Below are 18972 nucleotides of genomic sequence, written 5' to 3'. Positions count from 1 at the left end.
CGCTGCATGAACGTGGCTGTCTCGTCCACAGAGCATCGCTTGAGCTGGAGACGCATGTTACTGGTGGCCGTGCTGTGCCTGCTCGCGCCGCGTGCTTTTGCCCAGACGGCCAGCCCCGTGGGCATGGCCGACTCCCGTGCCCAGGCGGTGACCCAGGTGGTGCTGGGTATCCTCAGTTATGCGCGCTGGCCGGTGGAACCGGCGCAATTGCGCCTGTGCGTCGTCGGGCCGACCCAATACACCGACGACCTGGTCAAAGGCACCACCCAAGCCACCGGTCGCCCGGTGGTGGTGCAGCGCCTGCTGGCCGACAACCCCGATATCGTCAATGCCTGCGACGCTGTGTACATCGGCGAACTCAATACCGATGAGCGCAGCCGCTTGTTTGCGTCATTGATGGGCCACCCGGTGCTGAGCATCAGCGAAGGCGGCGACCAATGCACCGTCGGCAGTCTGTTCTGCCTGCGGGTGGGCGATGAGCAGGTGTCGTTCGAGGTCAACCTCGACTCCGTGGCCCGCAGCGGCGTGCGTATTCACCCCAGCGTGTTGCAGCTGTCGCGCCGTCGAGCGCCTGCGTCATGAGATGGACGAAAGCGCAACCGACCCTGCGCTCGGTCATCGGCCGCGGGCACTTGATCCTGGCGTTGGTGGCGGTGACGCTGGCCAGTGTGTCCCTGACCTTGCTCGGGGTGCTGGCGCTGCGCGTGTATGCCGAGCACAACCTGCACCTGATCGCACGCTCCATCAATTACACCGTGGAAGCGGCGGTGGTGTTCAACGACCGTGCGGCGGCCACCGAAGCCCTCAGCCTGATCGCCTCCACCGAAGAAGTGGCCCAGGCCCAAGTCTTCGACGCCAACGGCCGGCTGCTGGCGCAGTGGCTGCGGCCGGACACCGGGATGTTGTCCCGGGTCGAGCTGCAACTGGCCCATTCTCTGCTCGAACAGCCGATCAGCCAGCCGATCGTTCACCAGGGGCGCACCATCGGCAGCATTCACCTGACCGGTCACGGCGCCAGCCTGTTGCGCTTTTTGCTCAGCGGCCTGGCCGGGATTCTGATCTGCACCGTCCTCAGCGCCTGGGTCGCCGTGCATTTGGCGCGGCGCCTGTTGCAGGGGATTACCGGGCCGTTGCACAGCCTCGCGGCGGTGGCCCACGCCGCGCGCATCGAGCGCGACTTCGACCGCCGCGTGCCACGGGCACAAATCGCCGAACTCGACAGCCTGGGCAACGACTTCAATGCCCTGCTGGAAGAAATGCAAGCCTGGCAAAACCACCTGCAAAGCGAAAACGAAAGCCTTGCCCACCAGGCCAATCACGACAGCCTGACCGGCCTGCCCAACCGCGCGTTCTTCGAAGGCCGCCTGATCCGTGCCCTGCGCAGCGCCGCCAAGGCCAACGAGCGGGTGGCGGTGCTGTTTCTCGACAGTGACCGCTTCAAAGACATCAACGACAACTTCGGTCACGCCGCCGGCGATGCGGTGCTGGTGGCGGTTGCCACGCGCGTGCGCGCGCAATTGCGCGAAGACGACCTGGTGGCACGCCTGGGCGGCGACGAGTTCGCCATCCTGCTCTCGCCGCTGCACAAGGTGGAAGATGCCCAGCGCATCGCCGACAAGATCATTGCCAGCATGGACATACCGATCCCGGTGCCGGGCGACACCCACGTGTTGACCTCCCTGAGTATCGGCATCGCCATCTACCCCGATCATGGCGTCACCCCCGGCGCCCTGCTCAACGCCGCCGATGCGGCGATGTACCAGGCCAAACGGTTGTCACTGGGCGGCCAGCAAACGGCGGAGGCGGAGCTCCCCGTCGTCAACGTTCACCACAGGAGTTGATCCCTTGTTCTCGACTGCACGCGTTGTGTTTATCACCTTATTCGTGGCCCTGCTGGCCCTGAGCGGCTGCCAGACACCCCCTCCCAAAGGCCTGAGCCCGGCGCAAGTCGCCGTCCTCAAGCAACAAGGCTTCGAACTGACCGACGACGGCTGGGCGTTCGGCCTGTCGGGCAAAGTGCTGTTCGGCAGCGACGTCGAAAGCCTCAACGCCCCCAGCACGGAAATCGTCGAGCGCATCGGCAAGGCGTTGCTGGGCGTGGGCATCGACCGCGTGCGGGTAGACGGCCACACCGACGCCTCGGGCAAAGAGAGCTATAACCAGCAACTGTCCCTGCGCCGCGCCAAAAGCGTGGCCACGGTGCTGACCCGCGTGGGCATGAAGGAGGAAAATATCCAACTGCGCGGCCTGGGCAGCAGCCAGCCGGTGGCCGCCAACGACACCGCCGCAGGGCGCACCGAGAATCGGCGGGTGTCGATTGTGGTAAGTACCGACTAAGCGACTTCGCCCATTCCAATGCGTGAAATGCAATCAAATGTGGGAGGGGGCTTGCCCCCGATAGCGGTCGGTCAGACAGATGCATGCTGACTGACACACCGCTATCGGGGGCAAGCCCCCTCCCACATTTGTACAGTGTTCGCTTAACTGCTCGGCGTCAGCGCCTGCGTCAAGTCATCCACCACCGCCTTGCCCATCTCACACAGATAATGCGCCGCCCAGGCGTATTGCTCGCCGCGCACATCCATGGCGGCTTCCATCGCGAGTTTCTTGGCGTAGTAAAGCAGGGTAGAGGCGTGTTCCAGCGCCTCGCCGAGCGGCATGCCCGCGTTGACGCGGAACAGTGGTTTTTCGTTTTCGCCGTAGTCGCCGAAGGTGACGACGCCGAGGGTGGTGAAGGCAGAAAGCGGTGGGTCGGGGACGATTTTGGTCATGATCTATACCTGGGAGTTTTAGGAACCACCCATTCATGTCGCTAAACATGAAAGGGTGGCAGCTGTACGCAGGTTAGCGAACCGGACCCAGGACCCGGCAGACCCGAAGATCTCCCACGCACAGCCGCCATAACACGAGAACGAAGAGCACAAAGCTCCTGCCGTTGGGGGCTGTGTCCGGGTTCGGGTCGCTAAACCCGTTCGCTGATTTCAGCGAAGTACGGAGGCTAGTGACTCGAACCCTAAGGCGCAATAGGGTGGAGATTCTCTAGGAATCGTCCTGCAATTTAAAGCGAATCCTCGTTGCTGGCCCTTTAATCCGCAAACCGCATCTCCCGCGTCTCCCCCATCAACAACCCCCGATTCTGCTCCGTCACCTCGCGTATGTAGTCCCACAACAACGTAATCCGCTTCAACTTCCGCAAATCCTCCCGGCAATACATCCAAAACTGCCGCGTAACCGCAATCTGCTCCCCGAGCACCGGCAATAGCCGTGGATCCTGCGCTGCCAAAAAGCACGGCAGAATCGCCATCGACCGTCCTTGCTGCGCTGCCACGTACTGCGCGATCACGCTGGTGCTGCGCAGGCTGGCGCTGGCGCCGGGGACTACGTTGGCCAGGTACAACAGCTCCGAGCTGAAGGCCAGGTCGTCGACGTAGCTGATGAACGGATGCTCGGCCAGATCCGTCGGGCGGTGGATGGGTGGGTGTTGGTCGAGGTAGTCCTGGGTCGCGTACAGCTGCAACTTGTAGTCGCACAGTTTGCAGCACACATACGGCCCGTGTTCCGGGCGTTCCAGGGCGATGACGATGTCGGCTTCGCGCTTGGACAGGCTGATGAAGTGGGGCAGGGGCAGGATGTCGACCGAGATCGCCGGGTAGGTGTCGACGAAGTGGCTCAACTGCGGGGTGACGAAGAAGCTGCCGAAGCCTTCGGTGCAGCCCATGCGGACATGCCCGGACAGCGCCACGCCGGAGCCGGAGACTTGTTCGCAGGCCATGTGCAAGGTGCTTTCGATGGATTCGGCGTAGCCGAGCAAGCGCTGGCCTTCGTTGGTGAGGACGAAACCGCTGGTCCGGGATTTTTCGAACAGCAGGGTGCCGAGTGATACTTCCAGTGAACTGATGCGCCGCGACACGGTGGTGTAGTCCACCGCCAGGCGCTTGGCAGCGACGCTGGCCTTGCGGGTGCGGGCCACTTCGAGGAAAAACTTCAGGTCGTCCCAGTTCAGGGAACCCAGTGATGTGATGTTTTTTTGCATATTGGACCGGCTTTTATGTGCGTTCTTATTAGAAGTTTGCACATCTATACTCCAAAAACAGTCCGAACGCCTCATCCTCAAGGCGATTCAACGCCTTGGTTCTCTGCCTATAAATACAAATTGGAGACCACATGAACGCATCTGCCGATATTTCCGTGCAACAGGTCAAGTTGTTGATCAACGGTGAATGGGTCGAGTCCAAGACCACCCACTGGCAAGACATCGTCAACCCGGCGACCCAGCAAGTGCTGGCCAAAGTCCCGTTTGCCACCGCTGAAGAAGTCAACGCTGCCATCGACGCCGCCCATCGTGCCTTCCAGACCTGGAAGCTGACTCCGATCGGCGCACGCATGCGTATCATGCTCAAGCTGCAAGCCTTGATCCGCGAGCACTCCAAGCGCATCGCCGTGGTCCTCAGCGCCGAGCAGGGCAAGACCATTGCCGATGCCGAGGGCGATATTTTCCGTGGCCTGGAAGTGGTGGAGCACGCCTGCTCCATCGGCACCCTGCAAATGGGCGAGTTTGCTGAAAACGTCGCCGGTGGTGTCGATACCTACACCCTGCGCCAACCCATCGGCGTGTGCGCCGGGATTACTCCGTTCAACTTCCCGGCGATGATTCCGCTGTGGATGTTCCCGATGGCGATTGCCTGCGGTAACACCTTCGTCCTCAAGCCTTCCGAGCAAGACCCGCTGTCCACGATGCTGCTGGTGGAGCTGGCGCTGGAAGCCGGTGTGCCGGCCGGCGTGCTCAACGTGGTACACGGCGGCAAGGACGTGGTGGATGCGCTCTGCACGCATAAAGACATCAAGGCAGTGTCGTTCGTCGGTTCGACCGCCGTGGGCACCCATGTGTACGACCTGGCCGGCAAACACGGCAAGCGCGTGCAATCGATGATGGGCGCCAAGAACCATGCGGTGGTGCTGCCGGATGCCAACCGCGAACACACCCTCAACGCCCTGGTCGGTGCCGGTTTCGGCGCGGCGGGCCAGCGTTGCATGGCCACTTCGGTGGTGGTGCTGGTGGGCGCTTCCAAGCAATGGCTGCCCGATCTGAAGGCGCTGGCGCAGAAGCTCAAGGTCAATGCCGGCAGCGAAGCCGGCACGGATGTCGGCCCGGTGATTTCCAAGCGTGCCAAGGCGCGCATTCTGGAACTGATCGAAAGCGGCGTGAAAGAAGGCGCCAAGCTGGAGCTGGACGGGCGTGACATCCAAGTGCCGGGCTTCGAGCAAGGCAACTTCGTCGGCCCAACGCTGTTCTCGGGCGTGACCACCGACATGCAGATCTACACCCAGGAAATCTTCGGCCCGGTGCTGGTGGTGCTGGAAGTCGACACCCTCGATGAAGCCATCGCGCTGGTCAACGCCAACCCATTCGGCAACGGCACCGGCCTGTTCACCCAGAGCGGGGCGGCGGCGCGTAAGTTCCAGAGCGAAATCGACGTCGGCCAGGTCGGCATCAACATCCCGATCCCGGTGCCGGTGCCGTTCTTCAGCTTCACCGGTTCGCGCGGTTCCAAGCTCGGCGACCTCGGCCCGTATGGCAAGCAAGTGGTGCAGTTCTACACTCAGACCAAAACCGTCACCAGCCGCTGGTTCGATGACGACACGGTCAACGATGGCGTCAACACCACCATCAACCTGCGCTGATTCCGGGAGACGAGCATGAAGATTGCATTTATCGGCTTGGGCCACATGGGCGCGCCCATGGCCCGCAACCTGATCAAGGCCGGCCACGCGCTGAACCTGTTCGACCTGAACCAGGCGGTACTCAAGGAACTGGCCGAACTGGGCGGCAGCATCAGCGGTTCACCGCGCGATGCGGCCACCGGCGCCGAGTTGGTGATTACCATGCTGCCGGCCGCTGCCCATGTGCGCAGTGTCTGGCTGGGTGAAGACGGCGTTTTGGCCGGTATCGGCCAAGGCGTGCCGGCGGTGGATTGCAGCACCATCGACCCGCAGACCATCCGCGATGTCGCGGCGGCGGCGGCCAAGCAAGGCGTGGCCGTCGCCGATGCGCCGGTCTCCGGTGGCACTGGCGGCGCGCAAGCCGGGACGCTGACCTTCATGGTCGGCGCCAGCGCGGACTTGTTCGCCACCCTGCAACCGGTGCTGGCGCAGATGGGCCGCAACATTGTGCGTTGCGGCGAGGTCGGCACCGGCCAGATCGCCAAGATCTGCAACAACCTGCTGCTGGGCATCAGCATGGTCGGCGTCAGCGAAGCGATGGCCCTGGGCGATGCGCTGGGCATCGACACTCAGGTGCTGGCTGGCATCATCAACAGCTCCACCGGGCGCTGCTGGAGTTCCGACACGTACAACCCGTGGCCGGGCGTGATCGAAACCGCGCCGTCATCGCGGGGTTATACCGGTGGTTTCGGTGCCGACCTGATGCTCAAGGACCTGGGGCTGGCCACCGAAGCTGCGCGCCAGGCGCACCAGCCGGTGATCCTCGGCGCTGTGGCCCAGCAGTTGTATCAATCGATGAGCCAGCGCGGGGAAGGGGGCAAGGACTTCTCGGCGATCATCAACAGCTACCGCAAGCCCAAATAGATACCGCCTGTGGCGAGGGCGCTTGCTCCCTCGCCACTATTTATTGCGGTTCAGGCAAACACAAAATACTTACGCACCGTCTCGACCACTTCCCACGTCCCCTTCATCCCCGGCTCCACCACAAAGATATCCCCCGCGCGCAAATGGATCGGCTCCAGGCCTTCCGGGGTGATCACGCAGTAGCCTTCCTGGAAATGGCAGTATTCCCACTTCACGTATTCCACGTACCACTTGCCCGGTGTGCAGATCCAGGTGCCCATGATCTTGCTGCCGTCTTCGCTGGTGTAGGCGTTGAGGTTGACGGTGTGCGGGTCGCCTTCGAGCTTTTCCCATTTGCAGGCATCCAGGACCGGCAAGGGGTGGGTGTCGCGCAGTACGGTGATGGGCTTGGACATGATGACTCCGAGGCAGGGAATGGAAAGATGCACCCTAAGGCCTTGGGCGTTGCGCCAGTGGTCTGAACTCGACATCGGGATGCCCAGAAGCGCAGGCGAGTACCACTGCTCAGGCCATGTGCAGTTAATGTGGGAGGGGGCTTGCCCCCGATGGCTGCGGATCAGCTAGCACATGTGTCAACTGACACACTGCCATCGGGGGCAAGCCCCCTCCCACATTGACCCTCGGTGGCAGCGTCACTGTGGCTAGGCGACACTTTTGAGCGTAGATAAGCCGTTTCCTCGCATTAAGTGCGAAAGATTTCCCGCTTGTCGCAGGAATTCGCAAGAAAATTCACGGCTGGCCCTCGTATCATTCACTTCAGTCACGACCGAGAGCCTTGATATGAACCCAATAAAAACGTGGTGGGACATCAGCCCGCCCTTGAGTACGGCGACCCCGACCTGGCCGGGGGATACGCCGTTCCAGGAAGAGCGCGTGTGGCAGTTCGGCCCGGAGTGCCCGGTGAATGTCGGGCGCGTTACCTTGTCGCCGCACACCGGCGCCCATGTCGATGCGCCGCTGCATTACAGCGCGGACGGCGCGCCGATCGGCGAGGTGTCGCTGGACGTGTACATGGGCCCGTGCCGTGTGTTGCATTGCCTGGACAGCGGCGCGCTGGTGCAGCCGCAGCAGTTGCAAGGGCGTGTGGATAACTTGCCGGAACGTGTGTTGCTGCGCACTTATCCACAGGCGCCGCTGACCGAATGGGATGTGAACTTCACCGCCATCGCCCCGCAGACCATCGAGCTGCTCGCCAGCCTGGGCGTGCGCCTGGTCGGTATCGACACGCCGTCCCTGGACCCGCAACAGTCCAAGACCATGGATGCCCACAACGCCGTGGCCCGCCATGGCATGGCGATACTCGAAGGCATCGTGCTCGATGACGTACCGGAGGGCGACTATGAACTGATCGCCCTGCCGCTGCGGTTTGCCCACCTCGACGCCAGCCCTGTCCGCGCAATCCTGCGCCCGCTTGTGGAGCCCGCACGATGAGCCAATGTCCCTTCTCAGAGGATTACCAGCCGCCGGAAGAATGGCATAACGCCGAGCTGAATTTTTCCGAGTCCATGAGCTACGGCGACTACCTGGACCTGGGCAAAGTCCTCAGCGCCCAGCACCCGCTGTCGCCGGACCACAACGAGATGCTCTTTATCATCCAGCACCAGACCTCCGAGCTGTGGATGAAACTGATGCTCCACGAACTCAAGGCCGCCCGCGAACACCTGCGCCTGGGCGAGTTGCCGCCGGCGTTCAAGATGCTGGCGCGGGTCTCGCGGATCTTCGATCAACTGGTACACGCCTGGGCGGTGCTGGCGACCATGACCCCGTCGGAGTACAAGGCGATTCGCCCGTTCCTCGGCCAATCGTCCGGGTTCCAGTCGTTCCAGTATCGTGAGATCGAATTCATCCTCGGCAACAAAAGCCCGGCGCTGTTGCGGCCCCACGCCCATCGCCCGCAATTGTTGCAAGAACTGCAAGTGGCGATCGCCACGCCGTCGCTGTACGACGAGGCGATCAACCTGATGGTCAAGGCCGGGCTGACGATCGACCCGCAACGCGCCGAACGCGACCCGACGGCGGCGACGGTTCACGATGCCTCCGTGGAAGCGGCGTGGCGCGAGGTCTACCGCGACCCGAGCCGTTATTGGGACCTGTACCAGTTGGCCGAAAAGTTTATCGACCTGGAAGACTCCTTCCGTCAATGGCGCTTTCGCCATGTGACCACGGTGGAACGGATCATCGGCTTCCAGCCCGGCACCGGCGGCACCGAGGGCGTGGGTTACCTGCGCAAGATGCTCGACACGGTGCTGTTCCCCGAGCTGTGGCGAGTACGTTCCACGCTCTAAACAAAAAGCCCCGGATCACCGGGGCTTTTCATTTGGAATGCAACCAAATGTGGGAGGGGGCTTGCTCCCTCCCACAGGAGTATTACTGCGCGGCGGCTACCGCTTTCGCGTTTTTGACGCGCAAGCGGTAGGCAATGTAGATCACCCCCACCCAAACCGGCATCGCATACACCGAATCGCGAACGCCCGGAATCGCCAGCATCACGCTGATGATCATCAGCATGAACGCCAGGCACAGGTAGTTGCTGAACGGGAACCAGAAGGTCTTGAACGACGGCACCACGCCTTGCTCGGCCATGGCCTTGCGGAACTTGATGTGGGTCAGGCTGATCAGCGCCCAGTTGATCATCAGCGAGGCGACCACCAGCGCGAACAGCAACTCCAGCGCGCTGTGCGGCGCGACGTAGTTGACCACCACGCACAGCAGCGTCACCAGCGCCGAAATCGCCAGGGCCCGCAGCGGCACGCCTTGTTTGTTGAGTTTCATCAGCGCTTTCGGCGCGTCGCCTTGCTCGGCCAGGCCGAACAGCATGCGGCTGTTGCAGTACACGCCGCTGTTGTACACCGACAGCGCCGCGGTCAGCACCACGAAGTTGAGGATGTGCGCGGCGGTGTCGTTACCGATCAGCGAGAAGATCTGCACAAACGGGCTGCCGCTGTAGGCATCGCCCGACGCGCCGAGGGTTTGCAGCAGTTGATCCCACGGGTACAGCGAGAGCAGCACGGTCAGCGCGCCGACGTAGAAAATCAGGATGCGGTACACCACCTGGTTGATCGCTTTCGGGATCACTTTACGCGGCTCGTTGGCCTCGGCGGCGGTGATGCCCACCAGCTCCAGGCCACCGAACGAGAACATGATGAACGCCATGGACATCAACAACCCCATGCCGCCATTGGGGAAGAAACCGCCGTGGCTCCACAGGTTGCTGATCGACGCTTGCGGGCCGCCGGTGCCGCTGAACAACAGGTAGCAGCCGAGCACGATCATGCCGACAATCGCCACCACCTTGATGATCGCGAACCAGAACTCGGTCTCACCGAAGAACTTCACGTTCAGGGTGTTGATCAGGTTCACCGCGACAAAGAACACCAGCGCGCTGACCCAGGTCGGAATCTCCGGCCACCAGAACTGGATGTACTTGCCCACGGCCGTCAGTTCGGCCATGCCCACCAGCACGTAGAGTACCCAGTAGTTCCAGCCCGCCAGGAAGCCCGCGTAACCGCCCCAGTACTTGTGGGCAAAGTGGCTGAACGAACCGGCCACCGGTTCCTCGACGATCATCTCGCCGAGCTGGCGCATGATCAGGAACGCGATAAAACCGGCAATCGCGTAGCCGAGGATCATCGACGGCCCCGCCGACTTGAGCACGCCGGCCGAGCCGAGGAACAGCCCCGTACCGATCGCGCCGCCCAAGGCAATCAGCTGAATATGCCGGTTCTTCAGGCCACGCTTGAGGCCTACCGGGTTAACCATGTCATCCGCCATTAACATTCCCTTCTACTTGTTTTTCTCGGGGTTGATTGCACGCCGCGCCCAACCCCTCAGAAGTGCTGAGGGGTCAGATATTACTCTGCGTGAACTTTTCGTAATACAACTGAACGCCATCAAGTGCCTGATCCACCAGCCATTGTTGGATGGATTCGACCATCGGAGGGGGCCCGCACACGTACATATCGGCCGAACTGTCCCGCCATTCGGCCAGGTCGAAATGCTCGGTGAGGTAGCCACGCTTGCCGGACCATGCGGGCGGCGGGTCGCTCAGTACTTCGGTGTAGCGAAAATCCGCGAGCGTGGACGCGTAACCCTCGATGCGCGCCGCTTCGCACAGGTCCTCGGCGCCGCGCACGCCGTAGTACAGGTGGACCGGCCGTTCGCAGGCGTTGGCCGCCAGTTCATCGAGCATGCCCAGCAACGCCGACAACCCGGTGCCGCCGGCGACCAGCACCAGCGGTCGGCTGACATGGCGCAGGTAGAACGCACCCAGCGGCGCCTCCATCAGCAGCGGATCGCCGACCTGGCAACGTTCGCGCAGGTAGTTGCTCATCACCCCGTCGGGCAGCAGGCGGATCAGAAACCGCAGCTGATTGCCCGGCCGGTTGGCGAAGGAATATGCGCGCCAGCTGTCGGTGCCCGGAACCGCCAGGCGGGCGTATTGGCCCGGCAGAAAGTCCAGCGCCTGGTCCAGCTGCACTTGCAGGATCGCCGTGCCGGTCGAGACCTGCCGCACCTCGCTCACCGTGCCGCGCACCTGCACCGGCCCCGGTGCGTTGCACAGGCTGGAATCGAAGTCGAAGTAGAACGTCGCATCCGACTTCACCCGGGTCTGGCAACTGAGCATCTTGCGCTGTTGCAGGTCGCGGCTGGAGAGGGCGTCCTCGTCCACATAGTCCTGGCTGTATTCGCCGCTCTCGCAGCGGCCCTGGCAGGTGCCGCACACGCCTTCGCGGCAATCCAGCGGAATCTTGATGCCATTGCGCAGGGCCGCATCCAGCAGGATTTCATGCGCGCCCACCGGGAAAAACAGCGTCTTGCCGTCGGCAAAACTGAAGGCCACTTTGTGATTCATCCCCAGTACTCCGTGGGTTCATGTGTGAACCCCTGTAGGAGCGAGCTTGCTCGCGAAAAACTCAAGGACGCCGCGTGCATTCAGGATGCCCGCGTCATCGTTGACGTCCTTCGCGAGCAAGCTCGCTCCTACAAGGGGCGTTAGCCAGCGTTACAGGTGATAGAAATCCAGCACCGAGTTGATGGTGTCGTTGAGCAACAACGCGTGCTTGCGGGTGATCAGCCAGCTGTCGCCATGGGGCTTGAGGCGATAGGTCGCGTGGCCGTAGAACTGCTCCGACGTGGCCAGGCGATAGAACAGCGTGTGCCAGTTCAAACGCACCTCCAGCGTGCCGTCCGCCTGCTCGGCGATACGCACGTTGTGGATCAGGTGCAAGGTGCGCGGCATGGGCGTGGCCGACGCCGCCTTGCCGGTGCGCAGGCGGAACACGCGGTCTTCCAGGCCCGAGCGGTTGGCGTAATAGATCAGCGACATTTCGCGCTTGGGGTCGCGGGTGTAGACGTGTTCGGAGTCCCATTGCGGCAGGTGGAATTCGCTCTGCGGGTCGAACAGCTGCACGTAGGCGTCCCAGTCCTGGGCGTCGCACAGCTCGGATTTGCGATAGAAAAATTGCTCGATCCGGTACTGCAATGGCGCATTCATCATTCCACCTCCCGCAGCTTCAGCGCGCGTTGGTCGAGGCCGTTGAGCAGGAACTGCTGCCAGTTGCGGTGCTGGTTGACGTACAAGCCTTCGTGGGTAAATTCGGTGCCGGTCATGGCGGGCTGGATGCCGAGGGCTTCGCTGTTCGGCGTTGGCCCGGTGGCCCAGCGGTGGCTGCCGCGTGAGATATCGCTCCAGCGCTCCAGGCGGCCCTGGAAACCGCGCTGGGCCTCGCGAAACTCCACCAGATCGTCCGGCGTGCCCATGCCCGAGACGTTGAAGAAGTCCTCGAACTGGCGGATGCGGTTTTCCCGGTCGGCGTCGGACTCGTGCTTCACCCCCAGGCACTGGCTGATGATCTCGGTCTTGTTCCACGCCAACGGGCGGATGATGCGCAACTGCGAGCTGATCTGGTCGAGGAAGAACAGGCTCGGGTAGATGTTCAGGTTGCGCAGGCGATGCATCATCCACTCGGCTTTTGGCTGGCCGTGTTCTGCCACCAGGCGCGGCATGATGGTGGCGTAGCCGGAGCGTACCGTGGGGTTGGGCATGTCGCTGAACAACAGGCTGTGGCCATTGTTGAAGGCGAACCAGCCGTCGTCGGTATTCGCGTCGCCGGCGCCGAGTTTGCTGTAGTCCAGCGTCGTGCCGGCCGCGGTGCCGTTCGCGGTATTGACCTGCTGGCGGTGCTGCACCGTGGCCACATAGTTGTAGTGGACGGTGCTGACGTGATAACCGTCCAGGCCGTTTTCGTTCTGCAGCTTCCAGTTGCCGTCGTAGGTGTAGGCGGACTTACCCGGCAGCACCTCCAGCTCACCGGTGGCGGACTGGGCGACCATCATGTCGAAAAACACTTTGGCGTCGCCGAGGAAGTCTTCCAGGCTGTCGGTGCCGTTCACGTCCAGGCTGATGAACACAAAGCCTTTGTAGCTGTCGATGCGCGCCTTTTTCAGGCCGCGCGTGGCCTTGTCGAAACCTTCCGGGTATTCCCCCGGCGCCTTGACCTTCACCAGCCGGCCGTCGCTCTTGTAGCACCAGGCGTGGAACGGGCAGGTGAAGGTCGACTGGTTGCCCTTGCCGACACGGGTGAGGGTGGTGCCGCGATGCTGGCAGGCGTTGACCAGCGCGTTGAGTTGGCCGTCGCCGTCGCGGGTGATGATCATCGGCTGGCGCCCGGCGCGCATCGTCACGAAATCGTGGTTATTCGCCAGTTCGCTTTCGTGGCAGGCGTAGATCCAGTTCTTCTCGAAGATCAGTTCCATCTCCAGGTCGAACAGTTGCGGCTCGGTGAACATGTCGCGGGCGATGCGGAACACTTCATCGGCGGGGCGGAAATCCAGGCAGCTGTCGATGAAGCTTTTCCATTGCTCGACGCTTCTTGCACCACTCATGGGACGCACCTTTTGATAATGGCTGAACGGGTCAGCCATTAAGCGACTGCGCCGAGGCGGCGGGCTATCCGCTTAATGGGCGAAGGCGGGCCGGATAGTTGGGCATGAAATACCCACGCCGGTGCAGGGCGGTGACGCGATGCGCTACTGTCATGCAGGGCGGTGCGCGCAGAAGTCGGTGGTTTATCCACATAGTCGAGCGTTGTTATCCACCCAGCAGTGAGACTGCCGCCGTGGCGCAGAACTTGCTGTCGATCTGTCACGACGCGCCGCCAGAGCGCGCAACCGCCTAACCGCCGTGGGTGCAGCCTGATGAGTAGCCATACACGCGATATCCGTATCGAACGCTTCGACCTGGAGGGCGCCCGCAGCTGGATGTCCGGCATCTGCGGGCCGCACCGCCTGGCGACGGCCACGCCCGAGCGCCTGCGTTTCCATCACAGCGCCAACGTGTTCAAGTCCCGCGCCACCACCCTGGGCGTGATCGAATACGGCACCGACGTGACCATCGACATCGAGGACGCCGAACACTTCAGCAGCTACAGCCTGAGCCTGCCTCTGGTAGGCGAGCAGGAGTTGAGCAAGAACGGCGAGCGCCTGAGTTCCAACCGCGATCAAGGCGTGATCATCTCGCCCAACGAGCACCAGGTGCTGGCGATTTCCGGCGATTGCCGCAAGTTGCAGGTGGTGATTACGCGGGCGGCGATGAGCGAGTCGCTGGAAGGGTTGCTGCAACGGCCGATCGAGGCGCCGCTGCGTTTCGAACCGGTGATGGATGCGGTGGACGGCGCCCCGGCCTCGTGGTGGCGCATGGCGCGTTATTTCATCGCAGAGCTTGCGCGCAGCAGCGAGTTGTACGAGCAGGCGGCGTTTACCCGCGACCTGGAAAGCTCGTTGATCAAGGGCCTGATCCTTGCCCAGCCGAATAATTATTCAGAGGAATTGCGCGACGTGCTTGGCGTGAAGCTGCCGCACTACTTGATCCGCGCCCGCCAGCACATTCACGACAACGCCCGCGAAGCGGTGCATCTGGAAGACCTGGAAGCCGCCGCCGGGGTCTCGCGGTTCAAGCTGTTCGATGCGTTTCGCAAATACTTCGCGCTGTCGCCGATGGCTTACCTGAAAAAGTATCGGCTGGGGGCGGTGCGCCAGGAGATCCTCGAACACGGCTCCACCCGCACCATCTCCGAGATTGCCCTGGGCTGGGGCTTCACCCACCTGGGGCGGTTCTCGGCGGAGTATCGCAAGCTGTTCGATGAGTCGCCGAGCCAAACTTTGCAGCGCAAGCGCCTGCGCACTGTCTAAAAAACACCGCAGATTAAATGTAGGAGGGGGCTTGCCCCCGATGGCGGTGTGTCAGTCAGTAGATGTGTGGGCTGTCACACCGCTATCGGGGGCAAGCCCCCTCCCACATTAGATTTGCAGTGCCTGGGAGATTTCAGATCAGTTCTTCAACCAACTGCAAACAATGATTCAGCCCCGGCGACTGATCATTCACCCGCCGGCTGAGAATAATCGGCGAGGTCGCGGTGGCTTCCACCACCGGCGTGTAGCCGATGTCCGCGCGATGCAGCACCTGCACCGACGCCGGCACCAGCGTCACGCCCATGCCCGCGCCGACCAGGCCGATGGCGGTCTGCAACTCGTTGGTCCACTGCGCCACCTTGAGGCTCAAACCATGGGCGTCGAACAGCGCGATCACATGGTCGGCATAACTGGGCCGCGGGTTGCCGGGGTACAGCACAAACGGCTCGGCGGCCAATTGGGCGAGGGTGGCGGGCGCGCCCAGCAAGGCGTGGCCGGCGGGCAACACCGCAACCAGGCGGTCCTCGACCAGCACCCGCTGGACGATGGCCGGGTCATCGATGCGAATCCGCCCGAAGCCCACGTCGATCCGCCCGGCCTTGAGCGCTTCGACCTGCTGCAAGGTGGTCATTTCCGACAGCCCCAGTTCCAGTTCCAGCGCGTCGTGGTTGCGCAGCCGCCGAATCAGCTCTGGCAGCACGCCATACAAGGTCGACGGCGCAAAGCCGATGCCCAGCCAGGTCTTCTCGCCCTGGCCGATACGCCGGGTGGTGTCGCAGACCTTGCCCAACTGCTCCAGCAGCACAGTGGCGTGTTCATAGAAAAACCGCCCGGCCTCGGTCAGCCGCAGCGGTCGGCCGCGCTCGAGCAGTATCACGCCCAATTCATCCTCCAATTGCTGGATCTGCCGGCTCAACGGCGGCTGGGCGATGTGCAGGCGTTCGGCGGCGCGGGTGAAGTTGAGGGTTTCGCCCAGCACCTGGAAATAGCGCAGATGTCGCAGTTCCATGACAGCTCCTTTGATACCTTGAAGGTATTGTGCGAGACCAATTCTATATTGGAAGCCACGAAAAATGCGGCACAGAATCGGCTCAAATCTATAAAGAACCCAACGGGTATAGCCATGCCGATTTGTGCCATCGAGTCGATCGAAACCATCATCGTCGACCTCCCCACTATCCGCCCGCACAAGCTGGCGATGCACACGATGCAGAACCAGACCCTGGTGATCGTCCGCCTGCGTTGCGCCGACGGCATCGAAGGCCTCGGCGAAGCCACCACCATCGGCGGCCTGAGCTACGGCAACGAAAGCCCCGACAGCATCAAGATCAACATCGACCGCCACTTCGCCCCGCTGCTGATCGGCCAGGACGCGAACAACATCAATGCCGCCATGTTGCGCCTGGCACGCAGCATTCGCGGCAACACCTTCGCCAAGTCCGCCATCGAAAGCGCCTTGCTCGATGCGCTGGGCAAACGCCTGCACCTGCCGGTCAGCGAACTGCTCGGCGGCCGCGTGCGCGATGCGTTGCCGGTGGCCTGGACCCTGGCCAGCGGCAACACCGAGCAGGACATTGCCGAAGCCGAGAAGATGCTCGACCTGCGCCGTCACCGCGTCTTCAAATTGAAGATCGGCGCCGGTGAGGTCAGTGCCGACCTGGCCCATGTGATCGCGATCAAAAAAGCCTTGGGCGAGCGCGCCAGCGTGCGCGTCGATGTCAACCAGGCCTGGGATGAAGCCGTTGCCCTGCGCGCCTGCAAGGTGCTCGGCGACAACGCTATCGACCTGATCGAACAGCCGATCTCGCGCAACAACCGCGCTGGCATGGCCCGGCTTCAGCTGTCGAGCCCGGTGCCGATCATGGCCGACGAATCCATCGAATGTGTCGAGGACGCCTTCAACCTGGCCCGCGAAGGCGCGGCTTCGGTGTTCGCCCTCAAGATCGCCAAGAACGGTGGCCCGCGCGCGGTGTTGCGCACGGCCGCGATTGCCGAAGCGGCCGGGATCGGCCTGTACGGCGGCACCATGCTCGAAGGCGGCCTCGGCACCCTGGCCTCGGCTCATGCGTTTCTCACTCTGGACACACTGGCGTGGGGCACCGAGCTGTTCGGCCCGCTGCTGCTCACCGAAGACATCCTCACCGAGCCGCTGGTGTACCGCGATTTCCAGCTGCATGTCAGCACCGCACCGGGCCTGGGCCTGGCCATCGATGAAGAGCGCCTGGCGTTCTTCCGTCGTGACAACCACTAAGAGGCGCCTGCCATGTTGTTCCACGTAAAAATGAGCGTACACCTGCCCGTCGACATGAATCCTGAACGTGCCGCCAGCCTCAAGGCCGACGAAAAAGCCCTGGCGCAGCGCCTGCAGCAAGAGGGCAAATGGCGCCATCTGTGGCGCATCGCCGGGCTTTACGCCAACTACAGCGTGTTCGATGTCGACAGCGTGCAGGAACTGCACGACCTGCTGATGCAACTGCCGCTTTATCCCTACATGGCCATCGAAGTGAATGCGCTGTGCCGGCACCCGTCGTCGATCCACGCGGACGACCGCTGAGCCTGTTTTATCCCCAATAATTACAAGATGAGGATTGCACCATGTCCATCCGACTGTCCCAGACTGCCCATGCCCAACAGTTTCTCGAAGAAGCCAGCGGCCACCGCAGCGAAAGCGGCAACCCGCGCACCAAGACGCTGATCTACCGGATCCTGCGGGACACGGTGAACATCATCGAAGACCTGGAAGTCACCCCCGAAGAGTTCTGGGCGGCGGTCAACTACCTCAACGAATTGGGTCAACACCAGGAAGCCGGTTTGCTCGCCGCCGGGCTTGGCCTGGAGCATTACCTGGACCTGTTGATGGACGCCGCCGACGAAGAAACCGGCAAAACCGGCGGCACCCCGCGCACCATCGAAGGCCCGCTGTATGTGGCGGGGGCGCCGCTGTCGAAATACGAAGCGCGCCTGGACGACGGCCAGGACCCGGGCGTGCCGCTGTTCATGCGCGGCCAGGTACGGGACACGCAGGGCAAGCCGTTGGCCGGGGCGATTGTCGATGTGTGGCAGGCCAATACCGGCGGCACTTACTCCTGGTTCGACACCGCGCAGTCGGAATTCAACCTGCGCCGCCGCATCGAGACCGATGCCCAGGGCAACTTCCGTTTTCGCAGCATCGTGCCGTCGGGTTATGGCTGCCCGCCGACCGGGCCGACCCAGCAGTTGCTCGATCAACTGGGACGCCACGGGCAGCGGCCGGCGCATATTCACTTCTTCATCTCGGCGCCGGGGCATCGGCACCTGACCACGCAGATCAACCTGTCGGACGACCCGTACCTGCACGATGATTTTGCCTACGCGACACGGGATGAATTGATTGCCGAAATTCGCTTCAGCGACGATCAGCACCTGGCGCGGGAACTGGGTGTGGAAGGGCGCTTTGCGCAGATCGATTTTGACTTTGAGGTGCAGCTTGCCGATGCGCCGCTGGAGCAAAAGCGCATGCAGCGCGTGCGTGCATTGGAAGATTGATCAGCACGGTCAAAAAATGTGGGAGGGAGCTTGCTCCCGATAGCGGCGGATCAGTAAACATTTAAGTGACTGACACACGGCTATCGGGGGCAAGCCACCCTCCCACATTGTTTTGTGGTGTGGCTGACTATTTGCGCAGCACCAGGTCCAACACTTCATCGCGATCCTTGATCTTCTGCAACACGATCTCCGAACGGATATCCATCACTCCCGCCGTGCGGTTCAGGTGGTTCACGATAAAGTCCGAAAAGTGCTTGAGGTTGCGCGCCTGCACCCGCAGCACGTAGTTGCTGGCGCCGGTGATCACGTAGGCGCTGGCCACTTCCGGCCAGCCTTGCACCTTCTGGATAAACGTCTCGTGCCAGTCCTCCACGTCCTGGCGCACCGACAGGTGGACGATGGCCTCGAGTTCGATCCCCAACCGCTCGGCATTCAACACCGCCCGATAGCCGCTGATGATGCCTTCGCTTTCCAGCAGGCGCAGACGGCGCAGGCAGGCGGAGGGCGACAGCGCGACTTTTTCCGCGAGTTCCTGGTTGCTGATACGGCCGTCCTGTTGCAGGAAATGCAGGAGGCGCAGGTCGGTGGCGTCGAGAATCATGCTTAGAATAAATCCGCGTGTTTTCGGTTGAACTTCGAATTTCCTACAGCTTAATTAGCCTGTTGCCCACA

The 18972-nt window shown here is 62.4% G+C and carries 20 protein-coding genes; 11 read left to right on the top strand and 9 right to left on the bottom strand.

Annotation, left to right across the window (positions count from 1 at the left end; all coding sequences use genetic code 11):
* Positions 1-6: 6 nt before the first annotated feature.
* Genes yfiR through yfiB form a run of 3 tightly spaced genes read left to right on the top strand, consistent with a single transcriptional unit; the run spans position 7 to position 2337 of the window.
* On the top strand, positions 7-582 hold the full coding sequence (yfiR, locus tag TU80_RS21130; RefSeq protein ID WP_046382063.1) for a regulatory sequestration protein YfiR: 576 nt from the start codon (positions 7-9) through the stop codon (positions 580-582).
* Positions 579-1841: a diguanylate cyclase DgcN/YfiN gene (gene dgcN / locus TU80_RS21125; protein ID WP_057005304.1), complete on the top strand. Its 1263-nt coding sequence runs from the start codon at positions 579-581 to the stop codon at positions 1839-1841. Before yfiR ends, dgcN begins: the two co-directional genes overlap by 4 nt.
* A 4-nt stretch (positions 1842-1845) precedes the next feature.
* A complete protein-coding gene (gene yfiB / locus TU80_RS21120) occupies positions 1846-2337 on the top strand; it encodes an outer membrane lipoprotein YfiB (protein WP_046382065.1) in 492 nt (163 codons plus the stop codon).
* 143 nt (positions 2338-2480) lie between these two features.
* Here the strand turns inward: yfiB and TU80_RS21115 are convergent, their stop codons facing one another.
* Positions 2481-2771 (bottom strand): DUF3077 domain-containing protein, encoded by a 291-nt coding sequence (locus TU80_RS21115; RefSeq protein WP_017849488.1) that lies wholly within the window; start codon positions 2769-2771, stop codon positions 2481-2483.
* Between the two features lie 314 nt (positions 2772-3085).
* Positions 3086-4033: a LysR family transcriptional regulator gene (locus TU80_RS21110; protein WP_046382067.1), complete on the bottom strand. Its 948-nt coding sequence runs from the start codon at positions 4031-4033 to the stop codon at positions 3086-3088.
* Between the two features lie 131 nt (positions 4034-4164).
* On the opposite strand from TU80_RS21110, the gene TU80_RS21105 reads away from it, so the two are divergent.
* Positions 4165-5682, top strand: a complete 1518-nt coding sequence (locus TU80_RS21105) for a CoA-acylating methylmalonate-semialdehyde dehydrogenase (protein ID WP_057005303.1) — start codon at positions 4165-4167, stop codon at positions 5680-5682.
* A 15-nt stretch (positions 5683-5697) separates the two neighbouring features.
* Positions 5698-6585, top strand: a complete 888-nt coding sequence (gene mmsB, locus TU80_RS21100) for a 3-hydroxyisobutyrate dehydrogenase (protein ID WP_057005302.1) — start codon at positions 5698-5700, stop codon at positions 6583-6585.
* A 50-nt stretch (positions 6586-6635) separates the two neighbouring features.
* Here mmsB and TU80_RS21095 read toward each other — a convergent pair whose 3' ends face one another.
* A complete protein-coding gene (locus TU80_RS21095; RefSeq protein ID WP_010566207.1) occupies positions 6636-6980 on the bottom strand; it encodes a cupin domain-containing protein in 345 nt (114 codons plus the stop codon).
* Positions 6981-7365: 385 nt separating this feature from the next.
* Between TU80_RS21095 and kynB the strand changes: the two genes are divergently transcribed.
* Positions 7366-8016 (top strand): arylformamidase, encoded by a 651-nt coding sequence (gene kynB / locus TU80_RS21090; protein ID WP_057005301.1) that lies wholly within the window; start codon positions 7366-7368, stop codon positions 8014-8016.
* Positions 8013-8870, top strand: coding sequence for a tryptophan 2,3-dioxygenase (gene kynA / locus TU80_RS21085; protein WP_046488227.1), 858 nt, complete (start codon positions 8013-8015; stop codon positions 8868-8870). The genes kynB and kynA overlap by 4 nt, the downstream gene beginning before the upstream one ends.
* A gap of 82 nt (positions 8871-8952) precedes the next feature.
* Here kynA and TU80_RS21080 read toward each other — a convergent pair whose 3' ends face one another.
* The 4 genes from TU80_RS21080 to antA all read right to left on the bottom strand — a co-directional run bounded on the left by TU80_RS21080 (position 8953) and on the right by antA (position 13470).
* Positions 8953-10356 carry an amino acid permease gene (locus tag TU80_RS21080; protein ID WP_057005300.1) on the bottom strand — a complete coding sequence of 468 codons (1404 nt, stop codon included), beginning with the start codon at positions 10354-10356 and terminating at the stop codon, positions 8953-8955.
* Positions 10357-10429: 73 nt separating this feature from the next.
* Positions 10430-11437, bottom strand: a complete 1008-nt coding sequence (gene antC, locus TU80_RS21075; protein ID WP_046488223.1) for an anthranilate 1,2-dioxygenase electron transfer component AntC — start codon at positions 11435-11437, stop codon at positions 10430-10432.
* A 150-nt stretch (positions 11438-11587) separates the two neighbouring features.
* A complete protein-coding gene (gene antB / locus TU80_RS21070; protein ID WP_017849473.1) occupies positions 11588-12079 on the bottom strand; it encodes an anthranilate 1,2-dioxygenase small subunit in 492 nt (163 codons plus the stop codon).
* Positions 12079-13470, bottom strand: a complete 1392-nt coding sequence (antA, locus tag TU80_RS21065; RefSeq protein WP_046382073.1) for an anthranilate 1,2-dioxygenase large subunit — start codon at positions 13468-13470, stop codon at positions 12079-12081. Before antA ends, antB begins: the two co-directional genes overlap by 1 nt.
* A 312-nt stretch (positions 13471-13782) precedes the next feature.
* On the opposite strand from antA, the gene TU80_RS21060 reads away from it, so the two are divergent.
* Positions 13783-14775, top strand: a complete 993-nt coding sequence (locus tag TU80_RS21060) for an AraC family transcriptional regulator (protein WP_046382074.1) — start codon at positions 13783-13785, stop codon at positions 14773-14775.
* A 133-nt stretch (positions 14776-14908) separates the two neighbouring features.
* Here TU80_RS21060 and TU80_RS21055 read toward each other — a convergent pair whose 3' ends face one another.
* Positions 14909-15784 carry a LysR family transcriptional regulator gene (locus TU80_RS21055; protein ID WP_017849470.1) on the bottom strand — a complete coding sequence of 292 codons (876 nt, stop codon included), beginning with the start codon at positions 15782-15784 and terminating at the stop codon, positions 14909-14911.
* A gap of 114 nt (positions 15785-15898) precedes the next feature.
* Here TU80_RS21055 and TU80_RS21050 point away from each other — a divergent pair, with 114 nt between their 5' ends.
* Genes TU80_RS21050 through catA form a run of 3 tightly spaced genes read left to right on the top strand, consistent with a single transcriptional unit; the run spans position 15899 to position 18300 of the window.
* Positions 15899-17026, top strand: a complete 1128-nt coding sequence (locus TU80_RS21050; protein ID WP_057005299.1) for a muconate cycloisomerase family protein — start codon at positions 15899-15901, stop codon at positions 17024-17026.
* Between the two features lie 12 nt (positions 17027-17038).
* Positions 17039-17329, top strand: a complete 291-nt coding sequence (catC, locus tag TU80_RS21045) for a muconolactone Delta-isomerase (RefSeq protein WP_017849468.1) — start codon at positions 17039-17041, stop codon at positions 17327-17329.
* Positions 17330-17370: 41 nt separating this feature from the next.
* On the top strand, positions 17371-18300 hold the full coding sequence (gene catA, locus TU80_RS21040; protein ID WP_057005298.1) for a catechol 1,2-dioxygenase: 930 nt from the start codon (positions 17371-17373) through the stop codon (positions 18298-18300).
* Between the two features lie 127 nt (positions 18301-18427).
* Here catA and TU80_RS21035 read toward each other — a convergent pair whose 3' ends face one another.
* Positions 18428-18901 carry an Lrp/AsnC family transcriptional regulator gene (locus tag TU80_RS21035; RefSeq protein ID WP_017849466.1) on the bottom strand — a complete coding sequence of 158 codons (474 nt, stop codon included), beginning with the start codon at positions 18899-18901 and terminating at the stop codon, positions 18428-18430.
* Positions 18902-18972: the final 71 nt, after the last annotated feature.

Source organism: Pseudomonas veronii, from assembly GCF_001439695.1.
Classification (GTDB): Bacteria; Pseudomonadota; Gammaproteobacteria; order Pseudomonadales; family Pseudomonadaceae; genus Aquipseudomonas; species Aquipseudomonas veronii.
The sequence above is the reverse complement of the archived record's forward strand: the minus strand, read 5'-3'. Positions and strand labels throughout refer to the sequence as shown.

Excerpts from the sequence above, each read along its gene's own strand:
- yfiR (WP_046382063.1), top strand. The coding sequence starts at position 7 with ATGAACGTGGCTGTCTCGTCCACAGAGCATCGCTTGAGCTGGAGACGC.
- dgcN (WP_057005304.1), top strand. The coding sequence starts at position 579 with ATGAGATGGACGAAAGCGCAACCGACCCTGCGCTCGGTCATCGGCCGC.
- TU80_RS21115 (WP_017849488.1), bottom strand. The coding sequence starts at position 2,771 with ATGACCAAAATCGTCCCCGACCCACCGCTTTCTGCCTTCACCACCCTC.
- TU80_RS21110 (WP_046382067.1), bottom strand. The coding sequence starts at position 4,033 with ATGCAAAAAAACATCACATCACTGGGTTCCCTGAACTGGGACGACCTG.
- TU80_RS21105 (WP_057005303.1), top strand. The coding sequence starts at position 4,165 with ATGAACGCATCTGCCGATATTTCCGTGCAACAGGTCAAGTTGTTGATC.
- mmsB (WP_057005302.1), top strand. The coding sequence starts at position 5,698 with ATGAAGATTGCATTTATCGGCTTGGGCCACATGGGCGCGCCCATGGCC.
- TU80_RS21095 (WP_010566207.1), bottom strand. The coding sequence starts at position 6,980 with ATGTCCAAGCCCATCACCGTACTGCGCGACACCCACCCCTTGCCGGTC.
- kynB (WP_057005301.1), top strand. The coding sequence starts at position 7,366 with ATGAACCCAATAAAAACGTGGTGGGACATCAGCCCGCCCTTGAGTACG.
- kynA (WP_046488227.1), top strand. The coding sequence starts at position 8,013 with ATGAGCCAATGTCCCTTCTCAGAGGATTACCAGCCGCCGGAAGAATGG.
- TU80_RS21080 (WP_057005300.1), bottom strand. The coding sequence starts at position 10,356 with ATGGCGGATGACATGGTTAACCCGGTAGGCCTCAAGCGTGGCCTGAAG.
- antC (WP_046488223.1), bottom strand. The coding sequence starts at position 11,437 with ATGAATCACAAAGTGGCCTTCAGTTTTGCCGACGGCAAGACGCTGTTT.
- antB (WP_017849473.1), bottom strand. The coding sequence starts at position 12,079 with ATGAATGCGCCATTGCAGTACCGGATCGAGCAATTTTTCTATCGCAAA.
- antA (WP_046382073.1), bottom strand. The coding sequence starts at position 13,470 with ATGAGTGGTGCAAGAAGCGTCGAGCAATGGAAAAGCTTCATCGACAGC.
- TU80_RS21060 (WP_046382074.1), top strand. The coding sequence starts at position 13,783 with ATGAGTAGCCATACACGCGATATCCGTATCGAACGCTTCGACCTGGAG.
- TU80_RS21055 (WP_017849470.1), bottom strand. The coding sequence starts at position 15,784 with ATGGAACTGCGACATCTGCGCTATTTCCAGGTGCTGGGCGAAACCCTC.
- TU80_RS21050 (WP_057005299.1), top strand. The coding sequence starts at position 15,899 with ATGCCGATTTGTGCCATCGAGTCGATCGAAACCATCATCGTCGACCTC.
- catC (WP_017849468.1), top strand. The coding sequence starts at position 17,039 with ATGTTGTTCCACGTAAAAATGAGCGTACACCTGCCCGTCGACATGAAT.
- catA (WP_057005298.1), top strand. The coding sequence starts at position 17,371 with ATGTCCATCCGACTGTCCCAGACTGCCCATGCCCAACAGTTTCTCGAA.
- TU80_RS21035 (WP_017849466.1), bottom strand. The coding sequence starts at position 18,901 with ATGATTCTCGACGCCACCGACCTGCGCCTCCTGCATTTCCTGCAACAG.